23 protein-coding genes, 1 tRNA gene and 3 pseudogenes are annotated in these 25,892 nt (G+C 62.0%); 18 read left to right on the top strand and 9 right to left on the bottom strand.

Translation table 11 applies throughout. The features are described from left to right. The first annotated feature begins 81 nt into the window (after nucleotides 1-81). Both L0U83_RS21895 and L0U83_RS21890 read left to right on the top strand, forming a co-directional pair. Nucleotides 82-1,458, top strand: coding sequence for an NAD(P)/FAD-dependent oxidoreductase (locus L0U83_RS21895; RefSeq protein WP_233886181.1), 1,377 nt, complete (start codon nucleotides 82-84; stop codon nucleotides 1,456-1,458). Nucleotides 1,459-1,566: 108 nt separating this feature from the next. Beyond that, complete coding sequence (locus tag L0U83_RS21890; protein WP_233886180.1) at nucleotides 1,567-2,439, top strand: dienelactone hydrolase family protein; 873 nt, start codon at nucleotides 1,567-1,569, stop codon at nucleotides 2,437-2,439. A 27-nt stretch (nucleotides 2,440-2,466) separates the two neighbouring features. Here the strand turns inward: L0U83_RS21890 and L0U83_RS21885 are convergent, their stop codons facing one another. Together L0U83_RS21885 and L0U83_RS21880 are read right to left on the bottom strand one after the other, a co-directional pair. Further along, nucleotides 2,467-3,336, bottom strand: coding sequence for a sulfurtransferase (locus tag L0U83_RS21885; protein ID WP_233886179.1), 870 nt, complete (start codon nucleotides 3,334-3,336; stop codon nucleotides 2,467-2,469). Nucleotides 3,337-3,474: 138 nt separating this feature from the next. Next, nucleotides 3,475-4,581, bottom strand: a complete 1,107-nt coding sequence (locus L0U83_RS21880) for an aromatic ring-hydroxylating oxygenase subunit alpha (protein WP_233886178.1) — start codon at nucleotides 4,579-4,581, stop codon at nucleotides 3,475-3,477. A gap of 307 nt (nucleotides 4,582-4,888) precedes the next feature. On the opposite strand from L0U83_RS21880, the gene L0U83_RS21875 reads away from it, so the two are divergent. The 4 genes from L0U83_RS21875 (at nucleotide 4,889) to folE2 (ending at nucleotide 9,039) form a co-directional block, all read left to right on the top strand. Continuing rightward, on the top strand, nucleotides 4,889-5,203 hold the full coding sequence (locus L0U83_RS21875) for an exodeoxyribonuclease VII small subunit (protein WP_028202970.1): 315 nt from the start codon (nucleotides 4,889-4,891) through the stop codon (nucleotides 5,201-5,203). Then, nucleotides 5,200-6,081 carry a polyprenyl synthetase family protein gene (locus tag L0U83_RS21870; RefSeq protein WP_233886176.1) on the top strand — a complete coding sequence of 294 codons (882 nt, stop codon included), beginning with the start codon at nucleotides 5,200-5,202 and terminating at the stop codon, nucleotides 6,079-6,081. The genes L0U83_RS21875 and L0U83_RS21870 overlap by 4 nt, the downstream gene beginning before the upstream one ends. Nucleotides 6,082-6,165: 84 nt before the next feature. Then, nucleotides 6,166-8,073 (top strand): 1-deoxy-D-xylulose-5-phosphate synthase, encoded by a 1,908-nt coding sequence (gene dxs / locus L0U83_RS21865; protein ID WP_233886174.1) that lies wholly within the window; start codon nucleotides 6,166-6,168, stop codon nucleotides 8,071-8,073. Nucleotides 8,074-8,235: 162 nt separating this feature from the next. Continuing rightward, nucleotides 8,236-9,039, top strand: a complete 804-nt coding sequence (folE2, locus tag L0U83_RS21860) for a GTP cyclohydrolase FolE2 (protein WP_233886172.1) — start codon at nucleotides 8,236-8,238, stop codon at nucleotides 9,037-9,039. 76 nt (nucleotides 9,040-9,115) lie between these two features. On the opposite strand, the gene tsaD is transcribed toward folE2, so the two are convergent. Further along, on the bottom strand, nucleotides 9,116-10,144 hold the full coding sequence (gene tsaD / locus L0U83_RS21855) for a tRNA (adenosine(37)-N6)-threonylcarbamoyltransferase complex transferase subunit TsaD (RefSeq protein WP_158760508.1): 1,029 nt from the start codon (nucleotides 10,142-10,144) through the stop codon (nucleotides 9,116-9,118). Between the two features lie 169 nt (nucleotides 10,145-10,313). Here tsaD and L0U83_RS21850 point away from each other — a divergent pair, with 169 nt between their 5' ends. The 4 genes from L0U83_RS21850 to dnaG all read left to right on the top strand — a co-directional run bounded on the left by L0U83_RS21850 (nucleotide 10,314) and on the right by dnaG (nucleotide 14,597). After that, entirely contained in the window at nucleotides 10,314-11,534 is a 1,221-nt protein-coding gene (locus L0U83_RS21850) for a BaiN/RdsA family NAD(P)/FAD-dependent oxidoreductase (protein WP_233886170.1), read from the top strand. 196 nt (nucleotides 11,535-11,730) lie between these two features. Next, complete coding sequence (gene rpsU, locus L0U83_RS21845; protein ID WP_065059953.1) at nucleotides 11,731-11,943, top strand: 30S ribosomal protein S21; 213 nt, start codon at nucleotides 11,731-11,733, stop codon at nucleotides 11,941-11,943. Between the two features lie 224 nt (nucleotides 11,944-12,167). Then, nucleotides 12,168-12,614, top strand: a complete 447-nt coding sequence (locus L0U83_RS21840; RefSeq protein WP_233886168.1) for a GatB/YqeY domain-containing protein — start codon at nucleotides 12,168-12,170, stop codon at nucleotides 12,612-12,614. A gap of 111 nt (nucleotides 12,615-12,725) precedes the next feature. Next, on the top strand, nucleotides 12,726-14,597 hold the full coding sequence (gene dnaG / locus L0U83_RS21835) for a DNA primase (RefSeq protein ID WP_233886166.1): 1,872 nt from the start codon (nucleotides 12,726-12,728) through the stop codon (nucleotides 14,595-14,597). 21 nt (nucleotides 14,598-14,618) lie between these two features. Here dnaG and L0U83_RS21830 read toward each other — a convergent pair whose 3' ends face one another. Then, on the bottom strand, nucleotides 14,619-14,858 hold the full coding sequence (locus L0U83_RS21830; protein ID WP_233886623.1) for a hypothetical protein: 240 nt from the start codon (nucleotides 14,856-14,858) through the stop codon (nucleotides 14,619-14,621). Here L0U83_RS21830 and rpoD point away from each other — a divergent pair. Beyond that, nucleotides 14,740-17,148, top strand: a complete 2,409-nt coding sequence (gene rpoD / locus L0U83_RS21825; RefSeq protein ID WP_233886164.1) for an RNA polymerase sigma factor RpoD — start codon at nucleotides 14,740-14,742, stop codon at nucleotides 17,146-17,148. The two genes, L0U83_RS21830 and rpoD, sit on opposite strands and share 119 nt — an antisense overlap. Nucleotides 17,149-17,319: 171 nt before the next feature. Then, nucleotides 17,320-17,407: transfer RNA gene (locus tag L0U83_RS21820), tRNA-Ile, on the top strand. A 68-nt stretch (nucleotides 17,408-17,475) separates the two neighbouring features. Here the strand turns inward: L0U83_RS21820 and L0U83_RS21815 are convergent. Next, the gene (locus L0U83_RS21815; RefSeq protein ID WP_233886163.1) at nucleotides 17,476-17,892 is read right to left on the bottom strand and encodes a DUF4224 domain-containing protein; all 417 of its coding nucleotides are present in this window, start codon (nucleotides 17,890-17,892) and stop codon (nucleotides 17,476-17,478) included. 65 nt (nucleotides 17,893-17,957) lie between these two features. Between L0U83_RS21815 and L0U83_RS41050 the strand changes: the two genes are divergently transcribed. Together L0U83_RS41050 and L0U83_RS21810 are read left to right on the top strand one after the other, a co-directional pair. After that, nucleotides 17,958-18,185, top strand: a complete 228-nt coding sequence (locus L0U83_RS41050; RefSeq protein WP_505882963.1) for a DUF6566 family protein — start codon at nucleotides 17,958-17,960, stop codon at nucleotides 18,183-18,185. A gap of 337 nt (nucleotides 18,186-18,522) precedes the next feature. After that, a pseudogene (locus L0U83_RS21810) lies at nucleotides 18,523-18,678 on the top strand (lysis system i-spanin subunit Rz); the annotation flags it as partial. Nucleotides 18,679-18,750: 72 nt separating this feature from the next. Here the strand turns inward: L0U83_RS21810 and L0U83_RS40855 are convergent. Together L0U83_RS40855 and L0U83_RS21800 are read right to left on the bottom strand one after the other, a co-directional pair. Next, nucleotides 18,751-19,015 (bottom strand): annotated as a pseudogene (locus tag L0U83_RS40855) (tyrosine-type recombinase/integrase); the annotation flags it as partial. Continuing rightward, nucleotides 19,015-20,034 carry an FkbM family methyltransferase gene (locus tag L0U83_RS21800; protein WP_233886162.1) on the bottom strand — a complete coding sequence of 340 codons (1,020 nt, stop codon included), beginning with the start codon at nucleotides 20,032-20,034 and terminating at the stop codon, nucleotides 19,015-19,017. The gene L0U83_RS21800 and the pseudogene L0U83_RS40855, both read right to left, overlap by 1 nt. Before the next feature lie 519 nt (nucleotides 20,035-20,553). Between L0U83_RS21800 and L0U83_RS40550 the strand changes: the two are divergent. After that, nucleotides 20,554-21,180 (top strand): annotated as a pseudogene (locus L0U83_RS40550) (ATP-binding cassette domain-containing protein); the annotation flags it as partial. Here the strand turns inward: L0U83_RS40550 and L0U83_RS21790 are convergent. Continuing rightward, on the bottom strand, nucleotides 21,143-21,817 hold the full coding sequence (locus tag L0U83_RS21790; protein WP_233886161.1) for an ureidoglycolate lyase: 675 nt from the start codon (nucleotides 21,815-21,817) through the stop codon (nucleotides 21,143-21,145). The pseudogene L0U83_RS40550 and the gene L0U83_RS21790 sit on opposite strands and share 38 nt — an antisense overlap. 291 nt (nucleotides 21,818-22,108) lie before the next feature. Here L0U83_RS21790 and L0U83_RS21785 point away from each other — a divergent pair, with 291 nt between their 5' ends. Further along, nucleotides 22,109-22,849 carry an SDR family oxidoreductase gene (locus tag L0U83_RS21785; RefSeq protein WP_233886160.1) on the top strand — a complete coding sequence of 247 codons (741 nt, stop codon included), beginning with the start codon at nucleotides 22,109-22,111 and terminating at the stop codon, nucleotides 22,847-22,849. Nucleotides 22,850-22,887: 38 nt separating this feature from the next. Here L0U83_RS21785 and L0U83_RS21780 read toward each other — a convergent pair whose 3' ends face one another. Beyond that, a complete protein-coding gene (locus L0U83_RS21780; protein WP_233886159.1) occupies nucleotides 22,888-23,457 on the bottom strand; it encodes a TetR/AcrR family transcriptional regulator in 570 nt (189 codons plus the stop codon). Between the two features lie 136 nt (nucleotides 23,458-23,593). On the opposite strand from L0U83_RS21780, the gene L0U83_RS21775 reads away from it, so the two are divergent. Continuing rightward, nucleotides 23,594-24,184, top strand: a complete 591-nt coding sequence (locus tag L0U83_RS21775; RefSeq protein WP_233886600.1) for a 2-hydroxychromene-2-carboxylate isomerase — start codon at nucleotides 23,594-23,596, stop codon at nucleotides 24,182-24,184. Between the two features lie 50 nt (nucleotides 24,185-24,234). Further along, nucleotides 24,235-25,878, top strand: a complete 1,644-nt coding sequence (locus L0U83_RS21770; protein WP_233886158.1) for an AMP-binding protein — start codon at nucleotides 24,235-24,237, stop codon at nucleotides 25,876-25,878. Nucleotides 25,879-25,892 lie beyond the last annotated feature (14 nt).

Here is a 25,892-nt window from a genome sequence, read left to right as displayed (position 1 = left end):
CTGATCGAAGGCCGGTGCCTCGCGCGCGATGTTGCCGATGCATCGGCCTTTCTATCGCCTTTCGACATGCACGGAGAGTCTATGCATCGCTTTATCGTTGTGGGAGGAGGCGCAGGCGGCCTGGAACTGGCAACACGGCTCGGCGATCGTTACGGCGAAGCGCGCGCGAAACGGGGCAAGCCGCAAGCGGCTTCGATCACGCTGGTCGACCGCAATCCAACGCATATCTGGAAACCGCTCCTGCACGAAGTCGCGGCGGGCAGCATGGATCCGTTCACGCATCAGCTCGAATATCCGGCGCAGGCACGCTGGCACGGCTTCGAGTTTCAGCAGGGCGAACTGACCGGGCTCGACCGCGCTGCGAAGCGCATCACACTTGGGCGCGTGCTCGACGAAGATGGCGCGGAAATGCTGCCTGAGCGCGTGCTCGAATACGACACGCTGGTGCTCGCAATCGGTAGCACGACGCACTTTTTCGGCGTGCCGGGCGCGGCCGAAAACTCCATCGCGCTAGACACCGTCGAGCAAGCCGAGCGCTTTCGCAAGCGTCTGATCGCCGCGTGCATGCGCGCCGAACATCAGGCGCCCGAAAAAGTCGCGGCGGAGGTGACGGCGGACGACCCCTCGCCTGCCATGGACGGGGGCGCCGAGCCTCGCGTGCAAGTGGCGATCATCGGCGCAGGCGCGACGGGCGTCGAGCTTTCCGCCGAGTTGCGCAACACCGCGCAGGTGCTTTCGGCCTATGGGCTGCACAAGCTCGATCCGCGTAACGACGTGGGCATCGTGCTGATCGAGGCGGGCACGCGCATCCTGCCTGCGTTGCCCGAGCGCGTTTCTTCGGCCACGGCGGAACTTCTGAACAAGCTCGGTGTGAAGCTGCTGACCGGCGAGCGCGTGACCGAAGTTGCGCCGGGCGTCGTGCGCACCGCGAGCGGCAAGAACCTGCGCGCGGACCTCACGGTCTGGGCCGCGGGCATCACCGCGCCGGCCGTGCTTTCGCGGCTCGATGGCCTGACCGTCAACAAGCTCGGCCAGCTGATCGTGCGCCGTACGCTGCAAACGGAACTCGACGACAACATCTTCGCGCTCGGCGATTGCGCGGCCTGCGAATGGCCGGGCCACGAGCGCGGGGTGCCCCCGCGCGCGCAGGCCGCGCACCAGCAGGCCACGTTCCTGTTCAAGTCGCTTGGCAATCTGCTCGCCGGCAAGCCGCTGGAGGAGTTCACCTATCGCGACTTCGGCTCGCTGGTGTCGCTCGGTCACTTCAGCGCGGTCGGCAACCTGATGGGCGGGCTGATCGGCGGGAATATGTTGATCGAAGGATTGTTTGCCCGTTTCATGTACATGTCGCTGTATCGGCTGCACATCGCGGCGCTGCATGGCTACGCGCGCATGGTGCTCGACACCTTCGCGCACTGGCTGCGCCGCACGACGCTGCCGCGCGTGAAGCTGCACTGAGCGGCTGTACCTGGCGGTTGTACTTAGCAGCCGCACTGAGTAGCGCTTGCGTCCAGGGGCGCAGCGCTATTCTGCTGTTTCCGCTGTTTGACCTCCAAGGAGCGCTGCATGCTGAAACCCGAAGTCGATAGCCTCGTCCCGCACGTGCCGTTCAACCGACGCACCTTCATCAAGGCGGCGCTCGGCAGCGGATTCGCTGCTGCCGTGCTGCCCGTTTCCGCGCAAACCATCCACACCGACAGCGAAGGTCTCGAAGCCGGCGAGATCGGCTTCCAGTCGAGCGGGACACTCATCCCGGCGTATCGCGCGCAGCCGCGCGGGAAGACGAATCTGCCGGTCATCATCGTGATTCACGAGATTTTCGGCGTGCACGAGCATATCGCCGATGTGTGCCGCCGCTTTGCGAAGCTCGGCTATCTGGCCATCGCGCCGGACTTCTTCGTGCGCCAGGGCGACGCCTCGATGTACCCGACGATCCAGCAGATCAACGAGAACATTGCGAGCAAGGTGCCCGACGCCCAGGTGATGGGCGACATCGACGCCGCCATTGCCTGGGCGGGCGAACATGGCGGCGACACGAAGCGCGTGGGCGTGAATGGCTTTTGCTGGGGCGGGCGCTATGCGTGGCTCTATGCGGAGCACAACCCGCACATCAAGGCGGCGGTGGTGTGGTATGGGCGCGTGGCTGGCCCGCACACGGCGAACGCGCCGAGCAATCCGCTCGATCTCGCGAACACCTTGCAGGTGCCGGTGCTCGCGATGTACGGCTTGCAGGACGAGAGCATCCCGCAGGACACGCTCGAGCAGATGAAGGCCGCCATCGCGCAAGGTCCGCAGGGCGGGCGCAGCTCGCAAATCGTCGTGTACAACGACGCGGGCCACGCGTTCTTCGCGGACTACCGCCCGAGCTATCGCAAGGCCGACGCGCAAGACGGCTGGAAGCGCGCAATCGCCTGGTTCAAGGAGCACGGCGAGATCTGACGCCATGCCTTGCCTCGGGCTCCCGGCTTAGGGATTGGGTCCCGTGGCGACCGGCCGCGACGGGTCGGCGCTCCATTCGCTCCACGATCCGGGGTAGAGCGCCGCGCCGTGCAGGCCGGCAATCTCCATCGCGAGTGCGTTGTGGCAGGCGGTCACTCCCGAGCCGCATTGCAGGACCACGTGTTCGGGCGTGATGCCAGGCAGCACGGCGGTGAAATCCTCGCGCAGCGCATGAGCCGATTTGAAGCGGCCGTCCGGCGTGAGATTGTCCTGATAAAACCGATTGCGCGCGCCAGGAATATGGCCGCCCACCGGGTCGATCGTTTCGTTCTCGCCGCGATAGCGGTCGGCGGCGCGCGCGTCGACGACGGTGAGTTCATGCGTAGCGAGATTGCGCACGATGGCCTGCACGTCCACCGTCACCTGGAGCGGTGCGCCGGCCTTGAAGGTGCCGCGCGCGGGCGCGGGCACGTCGCGCACGAGCGGGAAGCCCGCTGCCTCCCACGCCTTGAGGCCGCCGTCGAGCACGGCCACCGAGTCGTGGCCGAGCCAGCGCAAGAGCCACCACAGGCGCGCGGCGTAGGCGCCGCCTTGTGCGTCGTAGGCGACGACCTGCTGGCCTTCGTTGAGTCCTCTCAGCGAGAGCGTGGCGACGAGCGCCGAGCGGTCGGGCAGCGGGTGGCGGCCGTTCTTGCCGGTCTTCGGGCCCGAAAGGTCGCGGTCCAGATGCAGATATTGCGCGCCGGGCAGATGGCCGAGCGCATAACCGTTTTCACCGGCTGCGGGATCGGCGAGATCGAAGCGGCAGTCGAAAACGAGCACGCTGCCAGGCGCGGCGGTCAGGCGTTCGTGCAGATTGGCGGCCGAGATCAGCGTGGTGTAGTGCGTGTGGGGCATGACGGCTCCTTGAATCGTGCAAGGCCGCCATCTCTAGCGATGCGACGGCCCGATGCCGTCAGTCTAAACAAAAAGACGGGCCTAAGCCCGTCTTTCCGTGGTGCCTTCGAGTGGCGTGAGGCTTACGCCTGCCGGGCGTCAGATCGGTCCCAGCTCGCGGCGCAGGAACTCGTGAAAGTGCTGCATGCCGTCTTCCATCGGGCTCTGGTACGGGCCGACTTCCGAAACGCCACGCTCGAAGAGCGCACGGCGGCCGGCGTCCATGCGCTCGGCAATTTCATCGTCTTCGACGGCCGTTTCCATATAGGCGGCGCGCTCGGCTTCGACGAACTCGCGCTCGAACAGCGTGATTTCCTCGGGGTAATAGAACTCGACGATGTTCGTCGTCTTCTGCGTGCCTTGCGGGATGAGCCACGACACGACGAGCACGTGCGGATACCACTCGATCATGAGGTTCGGGTAGTACACCATCCAGATCGCGCCGAACTCGGGCGGCACGCCATTGCGAAAGCGCAGGACCTCGTCGTGCCACTTGCGGTACGTCGGGCTGCCCGGCTTGCCGAGGTGATTGTGCACGCCGACCGTCTGCACGCTATACCACTCGCCGAACTCCCACTGGAGGTCGTCGCACGACACGAAGTTGCCGAGGCCCGGGTGGAACGGCACGACGTGATAGTCTTCCAGATAGACCTCGATGAAGGTCTTCCAGTTGTAGTTGCACTCGTGGACCTCGACGTGATCGAACATGTAGTCCGCGAAGTCGAGGTGTTTCGCCGGCCCAAGGCGTGCAAGATCGCGCGCGACGTCGCGGCCCGCGGATTCGAAGAGCAGCCCGTTCCACTTCTGCAGCGGCGAGCTGTTCAGATTCAGACACGGCTTGTCCGCGAAGTGCGGTGCGCCGAGCAGTTCGCCCTTGAGGTCATAGGTCCAGCGATGCAGCGGACATACAATGTTGTCTGCCGTGCCGCGACCGTTTAGCATGATGGCCTGGCGGTGGCGGCACACGTTCGAGAGCAGTTCGATCTCGTTGCTCTTGTTGCGAACGAGCACGCGGCCTTCTTTCTCGCCGGGCAGCGCAAAATAGTTTCCCGCCTCGGGCACCATGAGTTCGTGCCCGACGTAGCGAGGACCCTTCTGGAAAAGCGTGTCGATTTCGCGCTTGAGTAGCGCTTCGTCAAAATAAGCGGTGACTGGCAGCTGGCTGTGGATAGACTTCAGCTGCAATGCATTGCTCAGATTGGACATTCCCACTCCCGATGAAGACGTGAAAGCAGTGAACAACCCAACCATCGAAGATTCGATTTAGGGAGCCGGCGATTATACCCGGTTGCCCCGTCCTGGGGTAGCTAAGTGACTGATTTTTGCCAAAATTACACCGGAAAGACGGCAGGAAATCAGGAAATATGAGACAAATGCACGGGTTATCGGGCCTTCTGGAAACGATTTGTACTGGCCCCGAGCGTGTGGTCGAGAGGGTACACGAGCCGGGGAGCGGGTCGAAAGGGACCTTTTGCCGTAGAATGTCCGCCTTGTTTCATTCTGGCGACGACTCATGGCGAAATCCGCAACGAAAGACCGCGCTGGCGCGGGCGAAAGCGCAGCCGGGCTGGCCGAGGGCGAAGCCCTGCCCGAGAGCTACGAGGCGGCGCTTGCGGAGCTCGACGGGCTCGTTGCACGCATGGAAGGCGGCAGCCTGAGCCTGGAAGAATCGCTTGCGGCTTACCGCCGTGGCGCGGCGCTGGTGCGCTTTTGCCAGCAGCAGCTCGAAAAGGTTGAACAACAGGTGCGCGTGCTCGACGGCGAGACGTTGCGGCCCGTGCCCCTCAATACGACAGACTCCGCAGCGGGCGGAGACGACGATCTATGACATTTGACCAATGGACCCGGCAGGTACTCGACCGGGTCGAAAGCGCGCTCGATCACTATTTGCCAGCTGCCGACGTGCTGCCGGCGCCGCTGCATGACGCCATGCGTTATGCCGTGATGGGCGGCGGCAAGCGGGTGCGTCCGCTCCTGTGCCACGCGGCGGGCGAACTCACGAACGCCACGCCCGAAGCGCTCGACGCGGCGGCCTGCGCGCTCGAAATGATCCACGTCTACTCGCTTGTGCACGATGACATGCCGTGCATGGACGACGACGACATGCGTCGCGGCAAACCCACCGTACACGTCAAATATGACGAACCGACGGCGCTGCTGGTGGGCGATGCGCTGCAATCGCAAGCCTTCGTCGCGCTGACGTCGGACGTGCTCAGTGCCCAGCGCCAGGCTTCACTCGTGCGCGAACTCGCGTTGGCGAGCGGCTCGATCGGCATGGCCGGCGGCCAGGCCATCGACCTCGCGAGCGTGGGCCATTCGCTCACCCGCGAGCAGCTCGAAACCATGCACCGCCTGAAGACCGGCGCGCTCCTGCGCGCCGCGGTCCGCATGGGCGCGCTGGCGGGCGAGACGCCTTCGGAGCAAAGCCTTGCCGCGCTCGACAAGTACGCAGCGGCCGTGGGCCTGGCGTTCCAGGTGGTGGACGACATTCTCGACGTCACCGCCGACTCGGCAACGCTCGGCAAGACCGCGGGCAAGGACGCGAAGGACGGCAAGCCGACCTACGTGTCGATTATCGGTCTTGATGCCTCGCGTGCACTCGCGCAGCAGTTGCGCGCCGACGCGCACGCGGCGCTTGAACCGTTCGGCGCGCGCGCTCAGCGCCTCGCCGAACTCGCTGACCTGGTGGTGAACCGGGTGAGCTGACCGCGCAACCCGCCCACGCGCATGAACGGGAAGTAATGCGCAGAAAAAGTGCGGGAGCGCCAGTTTTCCTACAATGGAACGACGATGTACGACTTGCTGAAAACCATTGACGACCCGGCGGATTTGCGCCGCCTCGATCGCCGCCAGTTGCAACCGCTTGCCGACGAACTGCGTGCCTTCGTTCTCGAGAGCGTCTCGCAAACGGGCGGCCACTTGTCGTCCAACCTCGGTACGGTCGAACTGACGATCGCGCTGCACTACGTGTTCGACACGCCGCGCGACCGCATCGTCTGGGACGTGGGCCATCAGACCTATCCGCACAAGATCCTGACGGGCCGCCGCGACCAGATGTCGACGCTGCGACAACTCGGCGGCATTTCGGGCTTCCCGAAACGCGACGAGTCGCCGTACGACACATTCGGCACCGCGCACTCGAGCACGTCGATCTCGGCGGCGCTCGGCATGGCCGTCGCGAGCAAGCTCAAGGGCGACAACGCCATGGGCATCGCCGTGATCGGCGACGGCGCGATGACGGCCGGCATGGCGTTCGAGGCGCTGAACAACGGCGGCGTCGAAGACGACGTGCCGCTGCTCGTCATCCTCAACGACAACGACATGTCGATTTCGCCGCCGGTGGGCGCGCTCAATCGCCATCTCGCGCGCCTTATGTCGGGCCGCTTCTACGCCGCCGCTCGCGCAGGCGTGGAGCGCGTGCTGCGCCACGCGCCGCCGGTGCTCGATCTCGCGCGCAAGCTCGAAGAGCACGCGAAAGGCATGATCGTGCCGGCCACGCTGTTCGAGGAATTCGGCTTCAACTACATCGGGCCGATCGACGGTCACGATCTGGATTCGCTGATCCCGACGCTGCAGAACATCAAGGAACTGCGCGGCCCGCAATTCCTGCACGTCGTGACGAAGAAAGGCCAGGGCTACAAGCTCGCCGAAGCCGACCCGGTCCTGTACCACGGTCCCGGCAAGTTCAACCCGGCCGAAGGCATCAAGCCGTCGACGACGCCCGCAAAGAAGACCTACACGCAGGTGTTCGGCGAATGGCTGTGCGACGCGGCTGAGCTCGATCAGCGCGTGATCGGCATCACGCCGGCCATGCGCGAAGGCTCGGGCATGGTCGAGTTCGAAAAGCGCTTCCCGGACCGTTACTATGACGTGGGCATTGCCGAGCAGCACGCGGTGACGTTCGCGGGCGGTCTGGCAGCCGAAGGTCTCAAGCCCGTCGTGGCGATCTACTCGACCTTCCTGCAGCGCGCCTACGATCAGCTGATTCACGACGTGGCGCTGCAGAACCTGCCGGTCGTGTTCGCCATCGACCGCGCGGGCCTCGTCGGCGCCGATGGCGCGACGCACGCGGGTGCCTATGATCTGGCGTTCATGCGCTGCATCCCGAACATGATGGTCATGGCGGCGTCGGACGAAAACGAATGCCGTCAGATGCTCTACACGGCGCTCCAGCAGGACTGCCCGACGGCCGTGCGCTACCCGCGCGGCGCGGGCACGGGTGTCGCGACCGTCAAGCAGATGGCCGCGCTGCCTGTGGGCAAGGGCGAAGTCCGCCGCGAGAGCAAGGCGCCAGCCGGCAGCCGCATCGCGATTCTCGCGTTCGGCACGATGGTTGCGCCGTCGCTCGCCGCAGCGCAGGAGCTGGACGCCACCGTGGCGAACATGCGCTTCGTGAAGCCGCTCGACGCGGACCTCGTGAAACAGCTCGCCGAAACGCACGACTACCTCGTCACCGTCGAGGAAGGCTGCATCATGGGCGGCGCCGGTTCGGCCTGCGTGGAAGCCCTCCTTGAAAGTGGGGTTATCAAGCCCGTACTACAATTGGGCCTCCCCGACCGTTTCATCGACCACGGCGACCCGGCGAAGCTGCTGGCGGGCTGTGGGCTCGACGCAGCAGGGATCGCGAAGTCCATTCGCGAACGCTTTCTCGACAAGGCGGCAAATGTGTCCGGCAAGTCGGTGATGCGCGTCGCGTAAGGTCAGTTGCGGCCGCTACAGGTTGATTGGCGCCTCGCGCCAGCCCATTTCACATTTGAACTGGCGGCCGGGTTTCGTACCCGGGTTTCCGCCAGCAAACGCCGGCTCATGCCGGCGTTTGCCATTTGCGCGCCGCGTTCGGCGCGGCTTGAGGATAAGAACATGAATCAGATGAACCCGGCCTTCGTGATGCCGGACGTCCAAAGCTCCGTCGATACCCGTCAGATCGTGATCCAGCGCGTGGGCGTGAAGGCCGTGCGCCATCCGCTCACGGTGAAGGCGGGCGCGGGCATCCAGCCGAGCGTCGGCATGTGGAACCTCGACGTTCATCTGCCGGCCGACCAGAAGGGCACGCACATGTCGCGCTTCGTCGCACTGCTCGAAGAGAACAAGGCGCCGCTCGAGCCCGCCACGTTCCGCGCGATGCTGGCAGCGATGCTGACGAAGCTCGAATCGAAGGCGGGCCGTATCGAAGTCACGTTCCCGTACTTCGTGAAGAAAGTCGCACCGGTGTCGGGTGTGGAAAGTCTGCTGGACTACGAAGTGACGCTCGCGGGTGACGTGCGCAAAGGTCAAACGCGCCTCTTCCTCAAGGTGCTCGTGCCCGTGACGAGCCTGTGTCCGTGTTCGAAGAAGATCTCGCAATATGGTGCGCACAACCAGCGCTCGCACGTGACGATGAATGTCGAGTTCGAAGGCGATCTGCCGGTTGAAGAGCTCATTCGCATTGCAGAAGAAGAGGCGTCGTGCGAACTGTGGGGCCTGCTCAAGCGCCCGGACGAGAAGTTCGTGACCGAGCGCGCGTATGAAAATCCCAAGTTCGTCGAAGACCTCGTGCGCGACGTTGCCGTGCGCCTGAACGCCGATGCGCGTGTGATCGCCTATACGCTCGAAGCCGAGAATTTCGAGTCGATCCACAATCACAGCGCCTACGCCGTGATCGAGCACGACAAGCGCGTGGCGTAAAGCTGGCCGCCTGGTTGCGCTGTCAACAAAAAAGCCGCCCTTGGGCGGCTTTTTGACTTCTGCGGCGGCAATCGCATCACTGCTGCGCAAGCGACGTCAAATCCCAGCGCGGCTTCACCGTGAACGCGTAATCGCGCGTGGCCTGCTCGGGCCAGCGTTGCAGACGCAGCGCGCCCGCGAGCGCGATCATCGCACCGTTGTCGGTGCACAGCGACAGGTCGGGGTAATGCACCTCGAAGCCGCGCTTCTGTGCCGCCGCCGAAAGCGTCTCGCGCAATTGCTTGTTCGCGCCCACGCCGCCCGCCACCACGAGCCGTTTCATCTTCGTGCGCTTGAGCGCGGCGAGTGACTTCGCGGCGAGTACCTCGACGGCGGCATCGACGAAACCGCGCGCGATATCGGCCTTTCCCTGCTCGCAGATGTTCGTGCCGAGCTTCTTCACTTGCGTGAGCACGGCCGTCTTGAGTCCGCTGAAGCTGAAGTCGAGATCGCCCGAATGCAGCATCGGGCGTGGCAGCTCGATCGCGCCTGGCGTGCCGAACTCCGCGAGGCGCGAGACTTCCGGGCCGCCTGGATAGCCTAAGCCAAGCAGCTTGGCCGTTTTGTCGAAAGCTTCGCCGGCGGCGTCGTCGAGCGTTTCACCGAGGGTTTCGTAGACGCCCACGTCGGTTACGCGCATCAGTTGAGTGTGGCCGCCCGAAACGAGCAGCGCGACGAACGGAAACGGCGGCGGCGCGTCGACCAGCAGCGGCGAAAGCAAATGCCCTTCGAGATGGTGAATTCCCACGGTCGGACGATTCCAGGCCATGGCGAGCGCATTGGCGATGCTCGCGCCCACAAGCAGCGCGCCCGCAAGGCCGGGGCCTTGCGTGAACGCGATGGCGTCGATGTCGCTTTTCGCCGCGCCGCTCTTCGCGAGCACCTCCTCGAGCAGCGGCAGCGCGCGGCGGATATGGTCGCGGGAGGCCAGCTCCGGCACGACGCCGCCGTACTCGCGGTGCATGGCGATCTGCGAGTGCAGCGCGTGCGCGAGCAGGCCGCGCTCGCTGTCGTAGAGCGCGAGGCCGGTTTCGTCGCAGGAGCTTTCGATGCCAAGAACGAGCATGATGTGGGGCGCGGCGACGGTATTGCGCGGGATGAACAGCGAAAAACCGTCGCTAAATCAAGAATTAAGAGAACATAAAAGTATAGCAGCGCGCGTGCAAGCCGGCTGAGTGCGGGAAGCAGCGCGCCTCGCGGACAAGCCCCGCCGCCGCGCAGGTAGAATGCGCGCCATGGAATCTTTCGACATCGCCGTGATCGGCGCAGGGGCGGCCGGCATGATGTGCGCGGCGGTGGCGGGCCAGCAGGGCCGTCGCGTGGCGCTGATCGACCACGCGCCGCGCCTCGCGGAAAAAATCCGCATCTCGGGCGGCGGGCGCTGCAACTTCACGAACCTGCACGCAAGCCCGGCCAACTATCTCTCGAACAACCCGCACTTCTGCCGTTCGGCGCTGGCGCGCTACACGCCGCGCGACTTCCTCGCGCTGCTGCGCCAGCATCGCCTGACCTGGCACGAAAAGCACAAGGGCCAGCTGTTCTGCGACCAGTCGAGCGAGGCGATCATCGACGTGCTGCGCGCCGAATGTGACGCCGGCCGCGTGACGTGGCGCAGGCCTCTGCCTGTGGAAGCGGTGAGCCACGCCGACGGCGCGGGCTTCACGCTCGGCACGCCGCAGGGCGAGATACACGCGAAAGCGCTCGTGATCGCGACGGGCGGCCTGTCGATCCCGAAGATCGGCGCCACCGACTTCGCGTATCGCGTCGCGAAGCAATTCGGCCACAAGCTCATCGACACGCGCCCGGCGCTCGTGCCGCTCACGTTCGCGCAGGACGAGTGGGCGCCCTACGTGCCGCTCGCGGGCGTTTCGCTGGAAGTTCACGTCGCGACCGGCGAGCGCAAGACCGGCGGCGCCTTCGACGAAGACCTGCTTTTCACGCACCGCGGCCTTTCCGGTCCCGGCGTTTTGCAGATTTCGAGCTTCTGGCAGCCGGGCCAGCCGATCCGCGTGAACCTGTTGCCCGAACATGATCCGGCGGCGGGATTGATCGAAGCCAAGGGCGCGACGAAACGCCAGATCGGAAACCTGCTCGCCGAATGGGTGCCGGCGCGCCTCGCGCATGTGTGGCTGGAGGCGCATCAGGTGAAGGCTGACGCGCGTATCGCCGATCTGCCCGATAAAACGCTGCGCAAGATCGGCGAAGGGCTCGCTCAGTGGACGCTCACGCCCACGGGCACCGAAGGCTACAAGAAGGCCGAAGTCACGCGCGGCGGTGTGGACACGCGCGAGCTCTCCTCGGCGACGATGATGAGCCAGCGCGTGCCGGGCCTCTACTTCGTCGGCGAAGCCGTGGACGTGACGGGCTGGCTTGGCGGCTACAACTTCCAGTGGGCGTGGGCCTCGGGCGTCGCGGCCGGGGAAGCCGCGGCGCAATATTCGGTGAGCGCAGGCTGATTTCCTGATCGACAGAAACGCCACAACATAAGCCGCGCGCAACGTGGTTTGTGATGCTCCGCAGCCCCGCTAGAGAAGGCTCCGGGCGCGGTCGACCCGGTCGCCGGAATTGGGGTTTCCCCCCAAGCAGGCGAGCGATGCGCAAATCCGGAACTGCTATACTCAATCCTCTTTACCCCCGATCCGTTATTGGAAAATGACGACCATCCGCGTAAAAGAAAACGAACCCTTTGAAGTCGCGATGCGCCGCTTCAAGCGCACGATCGAGAAGAACGGTCTGTTGACCGAACTTCGCGCGCGCGAGTTCTACGAGAAGCCTACGGCTGAGCGCAAGCGGAAGAAGGCGGCGGCGGTGAAGCGCCACTTCAAGCGCCTGCGCAGCCAGATGTTGCCGAAGAAGATGTACTGATTCCGGCGTCGCCGTGGCGCGTGCCCGCGCAGTTTCAGCGTGGATTTCGCGTGAGTTTCTCGGCGACGTGGACAGCCGGTCCGCAGCCTTTGGTACCTGGCGCAACGCGGCGGCCGTTGTCCTCTGGTGTGGTCGCAACCATGTCGATTTTGCGCCAACCCGCCTGGAAGCGTTTCCAGGCGGGTTTTTGCATTCCAGCAACCCCAACGTATTTCAGGTGAGTGATGAGTCTCAAAGACCAGATCAACGACGACATGAAAACCGCGATGCGCGCGCGCGAAAGCGAACGCCTCGCCACGATTCGTCTGCTGCTCGCCGCTATCAAGCAACGTGAAGTCGACGATCGCGTGACGCTCGACGACGCCGGCATCACGGCCGTCATCGACAAGATGATCAAGCAGCGCAAGGACTCGATCAGCCAGTTCGAGGCCGCAGGCCGCACCGATCTCGTCGAGAAGGAAGCCGCCGAGCTGACCGTCCTGGCCGCCTACATGCCCGCGCAGCTCTCGGATGACGAGATCGCCGCCGAAGTGCAGGCCGCCGTCGCCCAGGTTGGCGCAGCCGGCCCGCAGGACATGGGCAAGGTGATGGGCGTGCTCAAGCCGAAGCTCGCCGGGCGCGCCGACATGACGGCCGTTTCCGGGCTCGTCAAAGCCGCGCTTTCGAAGTAAGCGCAACCCGGTTCGCACGCGGCGCCGGCCCGGCCCAAGGGCGACGCCGCGAGGCCCGTACATCATGTATCGGGCCATGCGAGCCCTGGTTGCCCAAGCGCGTTCGCTTCGATGATTCCGCATTCGTTCCTGCAAGACCTGCTGAACCGCGTCGATATCGTCGACGTGGTGGGTCGCTACGTGCAGCTCAAGAAGGGCGGCGCGAACTTCATGGGATTGTGTCCGTTCCACAACGAAAAGAGCCCTTCGTTCACGGTTAGTCCAACCAAGCAGTTCTATCACTGCTTCGGCTGTGGGGCGCACGGCACCGCCATCGGCTTCCTCATGGAGCACGCGGGGCTGACGTTCCCCGAGGCCGTCAACGAACTCGCCCAGTCGGTCGGTCTGACCGTTCCACAAGAGCCTTCGCCTCTGCGTGGCGGGGCTGGCGCGGCCGGTGGCTATGCTCCGGCAGTCTCGAAGGCCGTGACCACGGCGCTTTCCGACGTCATGCAGACCGCCTGCGACTACTACCGCAAGCAACTGCGCAGCGCGACCAACGCCATTCAGTACCTCAAGAAGCGCGGCCTCACGGGCGAAATTGCCGCGCGTTTCGGCCTGGGCTACGCGCCGGATGGATGGCAGAACCTCGAAACGGCGTTTACGAACTATCGCGACGACGCGTTGGTGGAGGCGGGCCTTGTCATCGTCAGCGAAAAGCAGGACGCGCAAGGCCAGTCGCGCCGGTACGACCGCTTCCGCGACCGCGTGATGTTCCCGATCCGCAACGTGAAGGGTCAGGTCATAGGATTTGGCGGCCGCGTGCTGGACGGCGGCGAGCCCAAGTATTTGAATTCCCCGGAAACGCCGCTATTTAACAAGGGCAGCGAACTGTACGGGTTGTTCGAGGCGCGCCTCGCGATCCGGGAACAGCGCTATGTTCTGGTGGTCGAGGGGTATATGGACGTCGTCGCGCTCGCGCAGCTAGGTTTCCAGAACGCGGTGGCGACGCTCGGCACCGCGTGCACGCCGATCCACGTGCAGAAGCTCATGCGTCAGACCGATACGGTGATCTTCAGCTTTGACGGCGACTCGGCGGGCCGTCGCGCCGCGCGGCGCGCGCTCGACGCGTGCCTGCCGCACGCGGCCGACAACCGCACGATCCGTTTCCTGTTCCTGCCCCAGGAGCACGACCCGGACAGCTACGTGCGCGAATTCGGCGCCGAGGCATTCTCGGAGCAGGTCGAACGGGCCATGCCGTTGTCCCAGTTCATGCTCAACGAAGTGCTGGCTGACAAGGAACTGGACCAGCCGGAAGGGCGCGCGCGGGCGCTGTTCGACGCGAAGCCGCTGCTTCAGGCGCTGCCGGCGAATGCGCTGCGGGCGCAGATCATGCACATGTTCGCGGACCGGCTGGACGTGCCGTTCGAGGAAGTGGCCGCGCTGTGCGAAGTCGACGCACGCATCGCCCAGGCAGCGCGCCAGGCGCCCGCACGCAAGGATCGGCACCTTGTGACTGGCATTGAGCGCAAGGCGCTGCGCAACCTCGTGATGCACCCGCGCATCGCGTCGCAGCTCGACGAAGAGGCCGAAAAGGCGTTGATTGGACTGACGCGCCACGGCGAGCTGTTCGAGGAAGTGACCACTCACGCGCGGGCACTAGGCGACGCGGCGGAATTTCAGCTGCTTTCGGACCTGCTGAGAAATGGGGCCAATGCTCCAACCTTCGAGGAGATTTTTCGCGAAATTCTGGACTATGATGAAAACGTTCGGGATTTGCTGATGAAAAATCCGGAAGATGGCGCTGCGGAGGAGGAGCGCCACGAGCAGGAGCGGCTCGTGAGCGAAGAATTGACGGCGGCAATCCTGAAAATGCGGTACGACGCCTGTTGCGAGCGGTTGGACGCGCTTTCGCGGCAGTCGCGACATACGCCTGAGGAACTTGCCGAATTGATGTCACTGAATCAGACGCGGGCTGATATGAAGCGTCAGCTCGGTTTGTAGGGGAAGGACCGCACAGGGGGATTATTGCCCTGCGTGGTAAAATAACAGGTTTTCAGCGGTTTGTTTTTGTTTTTTCCGGGCGGACATAATGGGTTGGGGTAACCCGTGAATGTTCACTTTTCCAGCAAGGGGCGGAATGGCAATGGCAAAGACTACAGGCGGAAAAAAGGCAACCGGCAAAGGCTCGACGGAGCCGGCCAGCAAGGTCACAGAGGCCACAGTTGCCAGTTCTTCCGCCCGGTCGTCGGGCAGTGAGTCCACCAACCGTTCTGAACCGGATACCCGGAAGAGGTCAATGACTGTTTCGGCTGCGCGAGCAGCGCCTGTGCGTGCGGCGAAAGCCGTTGCGCAGCCGGCAACGAAGCGGTCCGGTTCGAGAAGTGCAAGGGAAGTGCCTGCCGTCGAGGACGATGCGGCAGAGCGCGAGGCTCAAGCATCCACGGTTCAAGAGGCTGTTGTCCAGCAGCCGCGAGTCGAGACACTAGCCGGTACGGCGAACTCCATGACGAAAAAGCTGAATGAAGTACCCGTCGATGACGACGCAAACCAGAGCGAAGACAGCACCCCCGCCGCGGGCAAGGTCGAGAAGACCACCCGTGCGCGTGACCGGCGAGCGAAGGAGAAGGCGCTGCTGAAAGACGCGTTCGCGTCGTCGCAGCCCGGCACCGTCGAGGAGCTCGAGGAGCGCCGCAACAAGCTGCGTGCGCTCATCAAGCTCGGCAAGGAGCGCGGCTTCCTCACCTATGCGGAAATCAACGATCACCTCCCGGACAACTTCACGGAAACCGAGGCGATCGAAGGCATCATCAGCACGTTCAACGACATGGGCGTGGCTGTCTACGAGCAGGCGCCCGACGCCGAAACGCTGCTGCTCAACGACAACGCGCCGAACGCTTCTTCGGACGACGAAGTGGAGGAGGAAGCGGAAGTCGCGCTCTCCACCGTCGATTCCGAATTTGGCCGCACGACCGACCCGGTGCGTATGTACATGCGCGAAATGGGCACGGTCGAACTCCTCACGCGCGAGGGCGAAATCGAGATCGCCAAGCGCATTGAAGACGGCCTCAAGCACATGGTCATGGCGATCTCCGCCTGCCCGACCACGATTGCCGACATCCTCGCCATGGCCGAGCGCGTGGCGAACGACGAGATTCGCGTTGACGAACTCGTCGACGGCCTGATCGATCCCAACGCTGAAGATACCGACGGCTTCAACGCCAAGGAAGCGGAAGAGATCGAGAACGAGGACGAAGAGGAAGAAGCCGAAGAGGAAGAAGAAGAGGAGGAGGAAGAAGACGACGGCGCGGCGCAGGCGACGGCCAACGCGGCGCAGCTCGAAGCCCTCAAGCGTGCCTCGCTCGAAAAGTTCGCCCTCATCAGCGAATGGTTCGACAAGATGCGCCGCGCGTTCGAGAAGGAGGGCTACAAGTCGAAGTCCTACCTCAAGGCGCAGGAAACCATCCAGAACGAGCTGATGTCGATCCGCTTCACGGCGCGTACCGTCGAGCGTCTGTGCGACACGCTGCGCGCGCAGGTGGACGAAGTGCGCCAGGTCGAACGCCAGATTCTTCACACGGTCGTGGACAAGTGCGGCATGCCGCGCTCGGAGTTCATCGCGCGCTTCCCGGGCAATGAAACCGACCTCGAGTGGTCTGAGAAAATCGTTGGCGAGAGCCATGCGTATAGCGGCATTCTCTCGCGCAACATTCCGGCCATTCGCGAACAGCAGCAGCGCCTGCTCGATCTGCAAGCGCGCGTGGTGCTGCCGCTCAAGGACCTGAAGGAAACCAACCGCCAGATGGCGGCCGGCGAACTCAAGGCGCGCCAGGCGAAGCGCGAGATGACCGAGGCCAACCTGCGTCTGGTGATCTCGATCGCGAAGAAGTACACCAACCGTGGCCTGCAGTTCCTCGACCTGATCCAGGAAGGCAACATCGGCCTGATGAAGGCGGTGGACAAGTTCGAATATCGTCGCGGCTACAAGTTCTCGACCTACGCGACGTGGTGGATCCGCCAGGCCATCACGCGGTCGATCGCGGACCAGGCGCGCACGATCCGCATTCCGGTTCACATGATCGAGACGATCAACAAGATGAACCGCATTTCGCGGCAGATCCTGCAGGAAACCGGTCTCGAGCCGGATCCGGCAACGCTCGCCGAGAAGATGGAAATGCCGGAGGACAAGATCCGCAAGATCATGAAGATCGCGAAGGAACCGATCTCCATGGAAACGCCGATCGGCGACGACGACGATTCGCATCTGGGCGACTTCATCGAAGACAACAACACGGTGGCTCCAGCCGATGCCGCGTTGCATGCCTCGATGCGCGACGTCGTGAAGGACGTGCTGGACTCGCTCACGCCGCGCGAAGCGAAGGTGCTGCGCATGCGCTTTGGTATCGAGATGAGCACCGATCACACGCTGGAAGAAGTGGGCAAGCAGTTCGATGTGACGCGCGAGCGGATTCGCCAGATCGAGGCGAAGGCGCTGCGCAAACTGCGTCACCCGAGCCGCTCGGACAAGCTCAAGTCGTTCCTTGAAGGGAATTGAGCCTGGTTAGTTTTAATGCACGGAAGTCATGTGCAAGTTGGCCAGGCCGGCCTGCTTTCGTGTAGTATGTCGGCCTGTCGTCGAGAAGCCCGGCCTTTGGGTAGACCGGGCTTTTTTGTTGGTGCTTTGTTGTTGTCGTTCTTCTGTTCTCGCTACGCTTCGTAGCTTCGTGGGCCGGACGCCGTGTTGGTTGCAGGCAGCGGACTCATAATCCGCCGGAGAAATCCCGTCGTCGGTTCGAACCCGACCCGGCCCACCAAGGGTTTCAGCGATTTTTAGATGTCGATTCTCGCTCCGCAAAACCCTTACCGCTCCGCAAAAAGTCAGTTAACGCGTAGATCCAACCTTCTCGCCGCTACGCTTGCGGACATAGTGTTCGGTCATACTGATCGAGCCGTGCCCGAGTTGCTTTTGGGCTTGTCGAATGTCTCCCGTCGAGTCCGTCCCCGCCTTCGCTCGTAAATCCCGGAACTGAAAATCAGCGGACGCGATGCCCGCTCTCGCGCGCGCGAATCCTGTCGGTGACAGGCTTGAGCTCTCCGACAACTTCCATGCGCAGTTCCTTGCCGGTCTTACCCTCGCCGATGAACAGGAAGGCCTACCTTCGATAGCCGACCGAGAGATGATCGGCCGCCCGCGTGCGTTCGTCCAGAAGGGGATCCCGGACGTGCGAAGCCACTCAACCCGAAGCTGTTCGCGCGTCTTCCCGCGCCGGCCTGTCAGAACACCGGTTAGTTCGCCCACTTCCTCAACATAGCGACAGCGTCGGCCATGCTATTATTTCCTTTCAATTTGAAAGGAGGCTGCTGATGGGTTGGAACATGCGCTTTGCCGACTACCGTGGTTATGACCTTCATTCGGAAACCCTTGAGTGCCCCAATGAGATGTGGGTTTGGCGCGCGAAAGTAAGCAGGGGCACAGAACGCGACATTGCCTCGACTCAAGACCTGGAGACGAGCCACAGGACTCGGGACGATGCGGAAAGCGCCGGGTTCGCTTGGGGGCGCGCAATGGTTGATGAAATCTTGATGGGCTAGGCTTGTCGCGCTCATTTGCTGCCTCTAGCGCGCCCTGCGTCGCTCGCCCTTCGCACAGGTTTGTCCACAGTTTTTGTGGAGAACTGCACCACCGGATCTGTGGACAACTTCGAGGCGGTTTCCAAACGTGCTTGCGCGGCGGGCTGCGCTGCGTTGCGCCTACACGTCAGGTCCAACACATTGCACGACGTTTCCAGCGAACGCCCGCACGAGCACGCATCTTTCGGTGCTGCCGCAGCAGGGGCGCCGGGAGCGGCGGCGATAATCTCCCATCCGTAGCCGGGATCGTCGACGGTGGTTCGCTCGGTACGCCAAACGCGGACTTTCACGTCGGGTAGTGGGCGATAGAAGCGCCGCCGTCGCAGACCTCGACTCAGCGGTTGCAGAACGCGCTTTCAGGGTCGCTGGAGACGACCAGCACGAAATCGACAAAGTGAAGGCGCTTCAGGCGTACGTCTGCGCGGTGCGTCCGAAGACGCCGGGATGCTCGTAAGAAAGGCGTAAATCTGTGAAAACTTTAGGTGCGGCCTGTGAGGGCCGCTTCTAAGGCATTTGTCGAGCGCGTCTATCGCCCCCCCAACCTTGAGACATGTTGGCGTGCGCCGCGTCGAAGATGGCTTTCTCGGCTTCGCTGACGTCTAGCGCGCCACTCAATGCGCGCTAACGTGCCACTCTCGATTTCGCTTAGCACGTTGATCTCGAGGTTCTTGTGGCCGAGCAGAACCTGGATCACCGACCTTGTGTTCGAGCAGGTGTGTCGCGAAGCTGTGGTGCAGCGTGTGCATCAACACGCGCCTGTCGATCCGCGCAGCCTCTGCAGCGGCATGGATCAAGACGTCTTTGGCGCAATCAAATAATTTATACTGTCCACTGTTTTTACAAATTCGTACCCAATTCCGATCACGAAATTCACGTAATCCTGGAATGACGTGCCAAAATCAGCCTGAAATTGCTCTTCATATTCGAAAATGATCGGCATTTTATTTTTCAGAATCAGATTTTTTGCTCCCTCCATAGCAAAGAGGTCGCAGCCCTGCACATCGACCTTCATGAATGTGACCGGGCCATCAATACCCAGATCATCGATCTTTACCGTCGTGACTTCCCGGCCGGACGTGGCTTGTGGATCGATGCCATAAGATCCGTAGGTCGAAAAACGTACAAAATCCTGATCTGGAAAGAATACCGTATTCCCCGTTACGTTATGTACAGCATTATTTACGATTCTTATGTTTTGAATGCCGTTTACGTGAACATTTTCCGCGAGTACATGGCCCACATAGTCGTCAGCCTCGATCGAGAATACTTGTCCCAAAGGCCCTACCATTCTGGAAAATAGCAGGGACATTTGCCCGAAGTTTGCCCCGACATCAATGGCCGTAGTCCCTGGTCGAATATATTTCTCTGCGCATTGAATAATATTTATGTCGAAAATTTCGCCTTTTCGGATCGTTTGTCCAATAATGTCGCCATCTGGAATCACAGGCACAAACATTTTCCCGGCTGGATTATCTACCAGATCAAGCGACGGCTTTTTCGGGAATTTGGCAATTCTTTTTTTGCGCTCCTCACGCTCGCTGGAAAATGGAACGTGCTGATCAGCTGGAAGCGTACGAACGACGTTTTCGGCAAACTGCTCGTTATGCGGAAAAATCAGAGACAAAATCCGAAATACATTACCAGCTAGCTGCAAGTCGCCCAATTGCTCATAGGAGCACGCCAAATAAACCAAGGCTGGGGGATGATGAGGTTGCACCTTCAGCAAAGCTTTTGACAACTCTGCACATTCCGAGAATTTTTTTCCCTCGAATAATTTCGGCAATTCTATTACCGCTTCATCGAATGTCATGTCGACCTTGTCATCATTTAACGAACGTCTTAACCCGAAATATTCGGGTTGCCGGCGGTCGTGTCATGAACACGACCTGCCTGACTCACTGTCCACGGAGCCTGCCTGCACCCACTGACGTTGCCCGCGAATTTCGGATCCCTCAACTGCGCGGAGATTATGCCACCCGTTGGTTCTAGTCGGCGCACCAGTCCTGCTCGAACTGCATCGAGCTGACGTAGCCTAACGTCGAGTGCAAGCGCGAATGATTGTACAAGCCGTCAGCACGGCGCCGCGTCCGTTTTCCCCTAGAAAGTTGCGGATCTGATTCGCGCGCGAGATGGTCGCGCGCAGCCGGTGGATCTCCCACAGAAGCTCGGCCACAACAGGTTCTGGGTGGTCGTCCCATACCTGGTCGCGCTCGGACGCTATCCGTGGCACGGCGCATTGGGGCGATTTTCGCGTATCGATGAACGCAAAGTAGCGGCGGCGATTGAGCAGACGCACATCGCGCAATAAGCCGGCCGCGCAGTCGAGAGTCTTTCTGGCGGCGAACGTCAGCGGGTGTGGCTCGCAATGCTGGTCGCTCAGGAGAGCGATTGCCTGTTGCTAGACGAGCCTATCTCGGCGCGCGACATTGCGCATCAGATCGAGGTTATGGCGTTGGTGAAGCGCTTGAGCGAGCAGCGAGGTATTGGTGTGGTTGTGGTGCTGCACGATATCAATATGGCCGGCCGCTTTTGCGATGAACTCATCGCACTGAAAGACGGCGGACTGCTCGCGAGCGGTCCTGCTGCCGAGATGATGCGCCCGCAAACGCTCACAGAGATCTTTGGTATCCCGATGACGACACTCATCCGCACGGCGCCGCAACGCCCATTGGCTTCCCTTTGTAGTCGAACCGGCTCGCTTGCGCTGTCAAGACTGTCCCAGCGCGCAATGGGAATTCCAGCGGTTCGGGAGCGCCGCCGCGCTCTCGCGGATTACCAAACGAGCGTGCCCGACGCTTCGAACAACGGCAGCATGTCGAAGGCGCAGCGCAAGAAGACGGCGCGGCCCGATCGGTCGTCTGCTGCAAAAAAACCCCCCGCTCGGCCGTCTAAACGGCGCCTGTCACATCGCGCACCGATCATGTCTGTCTTGTCGACAGTCTCAAGTCACGCGTAATGATCGCCTCGAGCAGACAGCCGAATTCAGACGCAAATTCGACCGAGACGCGCGCATGGACAGCGCCTTGTTTGTCGAAGAATCGCTGAGTCCCGTCCAGTGTGAACACACCTTCATGCCAGATGTTCGGGTGGATATAGAGACCCTGCCGCCCGTCGAAACGGAAGCAGACGAACTTCTGCGGCGTGATATCGTCGCCGGGCAATGCCAACGGAACGTAGAACGGGCGACGATCGAGCGGGAAAAACAGTTGCCCACCGTCTGGATGATAATTCGCATGCCAAATCAACATGCGCTCCGGTGTGGCCGCGCTGTCTTCGCGTGCGTCGTCTGGCTCCGTTGCGTATGCGAGAATATAGTTACCGCCTACCGCTTCGTTTCGGCCGTAGAGAATGTCACCGCGCCATTCGCTGACGAACGTGCCTTCGGTCGTGCCCGCTTCGTCACCGGTTCCTGGGTCGATCGGTCTTGATCCCACTGAGGGCCATTGCACGATTTCCACCTGGCATACGTTCGGGTCGTCCACCAGCTTGCCATAGCCAGCCAACGTCGCAGGAGTCGCGTCGACCACTGGCATCGCCACGCGCTGGAGCCCGCGACGGAGGGCGGGGTTGAGGTAGTCGATCTCTTTGCTCATTACGAATCTCACGAGGAGTCAAGGGCGGCGCGAGCCTTCAGAACAGTCGCGACACGGAGCTAAGTGTGTCAGCGGCAGCGCGCCATTTCAACTCTTTATGCCGTAGGGAGAAGCCGGCCCGGCAGGGGCGTTGGCCATCCAACACCAGGGGCATTCTAGCGCAGCGCATGAGCGAGGCTGATACGCGAATATCGGCGAGAGTGCGCCCGAACGCCAAAACCCTGGTTGACAAGGGACGATCGTTTAATTAACGTACGTTAACTAAACGATCGTTCGTTAACAGGAGGCGGCATGCGGTCCGATAATGTGCAACCGAAAGTCGTGCTGGTGATTGGGGCAGGAGATGCCACCGGAGGAGCGATTGCGGCGCGATTCGCCCGCGAAGGCTACATCGCCTGTGTGAGCCGCCGCTCGGCGGACAAGCTGGAACCGCTGGTTACTCGTATTCGCGAAGCCGGCGGTGAGGCTTACGGGTACGGCAGCGACGCGCGCAAGGAAGAGGATGTGGTTGCATTGATCGAGCGCGTCGAAGCCGAGCACGGTCCGATCGAGGCGATGGTGTTCAACATTGGCGCGAACGTGCCTTGCAGCATTCTCGAAGAGACGGCGCGCAAGTACTTCAAGATCTGGGAGATGGCCTGCTTTAGTGCATTTCTCAATGGCCGAGAGGCGGCAAAGCGGATGGTCGCGCGAGGGCGCGGGACGATTCTCTTCACAGGGGCGACGGCAAGTGTCAGGGGCGCGGCAGATTTCGGCGCATTCGCGGGCGCCAAGCATGCGCTACGGGCGCTCGCACAAAGCATGGCCCGGGAACTGGGGCCGCGCAACGTTCACGTCGCCCACGTTATTGTTGACGGCGCCATCGATACTGATTTTATTCGCACGAATTTTCCGGAGCGCTACGCCTTGAAGGAAAAGGACGGCATCCTGAATCCCGAACACATTGCCGAGAGCTACTGGTATCTGCACCAGCAGCCGCGCGACGCCTGGACGTTCGAGCTGGATTTGCGTCCGTACATGGAGCGCTGGTAAAAGGCGGACTACCGAAAGGCGCGCCCGAAATGCGAAGGCTACTTCAAGGTGTCGATGTCGAGCGCTTCGCCCAGAAGTCGCCGGCTGGACGCGAGAATTTCACGCTTGGTGCGCTCGCTTTCCACCGTGCGCGCAAGCACAAGGGCGCCGACACATTGCGCCATGACTGCCCAGGCGGTGTCCTTGTCGTCGAGGTGAGCACTCCAGCTCTTCTGGATGCGCTTGAGCGCCTTTTCGACTTCCGCGCGCGCGGTGGGCGTGCCTCGAGCGATTTCCGGGCCGATCGCGGGTAGCGCACAACCCGATTCGGGATGCAGAACGTGATACGTGCTCAGGTAGCTTCTCAGGCGCTTGCCTAGATCGGCGTCGGGCGCGCCGTCGTCTACCGCTAGCAGATCGGCGCTGTTGGACGCCTCCTCGCCGACGAGGGCGTCGAAGAGCGCCTGCTTGGAAGGGAAATGATTGTAGAACGCGGCGCCTGTGAGCCCGATCGACGCCATCAGCGCATCGATACCCGTGGTCGCAAAACCGCCTTCCTTCGCAATGGCGCGGCTGCTTTCGATGAGTTTGCGACGCGTTTCCTCTTTGTGTGAGCTTGAATAGCGCATGGTCAGGATCTGGTCAGGGTGTCGAATGAGAATAGCATAACCTTCGTTCAGTTAACGCTTGTTTATCAATGACCTTTCCGGGATGTCCGGCGCGAATCGCATCGGGGGCCGGATATGAAGTGTTAGGGGGCAAGAGATAGTGAAAACCGTAGAGTTCTATTTTGACTTCGGAAGCCCGGCGAGCTATCTCGCCTGGACGCAACTGCCAGGCATCGCTGCTCAAAGCGGTGCTGAACTGGTGTATCGGCCAGTCCTGCTGGGAGGTATCCACAAGGCGACGAACAATGCGTCCCCGGCGGCCATACCTGCAAAAGGCGCCTGGATGCAGATTGATCTCGCGCGCTTTGCCCGGCGCTATGGCGTCCAGTACACCCATAATCCGCATTTCCCGATCAACACGCTGATGCTCATGCGCGCTGCAACCGGTGCGCAGATGCATGACGAGCAGCTGTTCCTTCGCTATGTCAGTACGGTGTTTCGCGCAATGTGGGAGCAACCCCGCAATATGGGCGACTTGCCCACGGTGCATGCCGTTCTCGAAGGCGCCGGTCTCGATAGCGCGCTCCTGTTGCAGTTTGCAGAGGATCCCGCGGTGAAGGAGCGGCTGAAGACGGAAACCGAGGCAGCCGTTGCTCGAGGTCTGTTTGGCGCGCCGACGATGTTCGTAGGCGACGAGATGTTCTTTGGGCAAGACCGGCTCGATTTCGTCAAGGAAGCACTGCGGTAGCCGCGCACACCGAATCGGCACAGATCATCGAACATGAGAAGGAGACGAGCGTGCAACGGAATTGGCTTGAGCAGTATCCAACGGGTGTGCCCGCCGATATCGATCTTGAGGAATGCGGATCGATAGCGGACTTCCTGACCAGAACGGCCGCGGCGTATCCCGCTCGAACCGCCCTATGCTGCGCAGACGTCGAACTCGACTACGCAGCGATTGACGAGTTGAGCGAAGCGTTCGCGACCTACCTGCAGCTCATTGAACGTCTGCCGTCAGGCAGCCGCGTCGCGCTCATGATGCCCAATGTTCCGCAATACTCCCTGGCGCTATTCGGCGTGCTGCGCGCGGGCATGGTTGTGGTCAACCTGAATCCACACTACACCGAGCGGGAAGTCCGCTTTCACCTGGAGGACAGTGGAGCGACGATCCTCGTCGCCTGGGAAGGGGCACAAACGGTGGCCCGTGCGGCAGCGAGTGAGGTGAATTGCCGATTGATTCTGGCGACGCCAGACGAGATTGCCAGGCTCCCGTCGCTGCGCAACGCTCCGCGGGGAGCACACGAAGATGCACAGTTGGCGCGCGCGGAGGCGCAAACGAGCTTCGTCGCAGCGGTCGAAGCTGGACGTCATCGATCGAGGCCGCAGTTGCCGGTAGCACCCGATGCGATTGCATTTCTACAGTATACGGGCGGGACAACGGGAAATCCGAAAGCCGCAGTGTTGACTCATCGGAACGTCATCGCGAATGTTCTTCAGTTGTCGACGTGGCTTCGGCCCGTGTTGGATGGTGCCGACGTTTGCGTCGTGACCGTGCTGCCGATGTATCACATCATGGCGTTGACCGGTAATTGTCTGCTTTCGGCTGCGCGTGGCTGGAAGAATGTTCTCATTCCAAACTCGCGCGACCTTTCTACCCTGGTCGATCAATGGCGCAAGCATCGCTTTTCTTTTTTCGTCGGAGTGAACACGCTGTTCAACGCCTTGATTGATTTCGAGCCTTTTGGAAAACTCGATTTCACCGGCCTCGCGTATACGTGCGGCGCGGGCGCAGCCGTCCAGCCTGCGGTTGCGGAAAAATGGAGCGAGTTGACAGGATGTGCGCTCTCCGGCGGATATGGGCTGACTGAGGCGTCGCCTACGGTCTGCATGACGCCGGTGGGAGCAAGCGGCCGCGAGCAGACAGTGGGGGTGCCCGTGGCGTCTACAGAAGTGAGATTGCTCGACGACGACGGGCATGACGTGAGGCCGGGGATGCCCGGGGAAATCGTCGTGAAGGGACCCCAGGTGATGAGTAGATACTGGAACCGCCCGGAGGAAACACAATCGTCCTTTACGTCAGACGGTTTTTTACGCAGCGGTGACGTCGCGGTAATGGATGGACAAGGCTACGTCACGATTGTCGACCGGAAGAAGGATCTGGTCCTCGTGTCCGGATTCAATGTCTATCCCAACGAAATCGAGAAAGTGGTCGCCAGCCATCCCGGCGTTAGCGAGTGCGCCTGTATCGGCGTGCAAGATGCGAAGACGGGTGAAGCGTTGAAAGTGTTCGTAGTCGCCCGGGACTCGCGATTGACTGCGGACGCGCTGCAAGCCTGGTGTCGCGAGAATCTAACGAACTACAAGGTGCCGCGCCAATTCGAGTTCAGGGAAGCGCTCCCGAAGTCGACCGTTGGGAAGATTTTACGAAGGGCGCTGCGTTAGCTTTACGGCGGGTG

This window comes from Paraburkholderia flagellata, assembly GCF_021390645.1.
Classification (GTDB): Bacteria; Pseudomonadota; Gammaproteobacteria; order Burkholderiales; family Burkholderiaceae; genus Paraburkholderia; species Paraburkholderia flagellata.
This window is presented reverse-complemented; position numbering and strand designations above follow the sequence as displayed.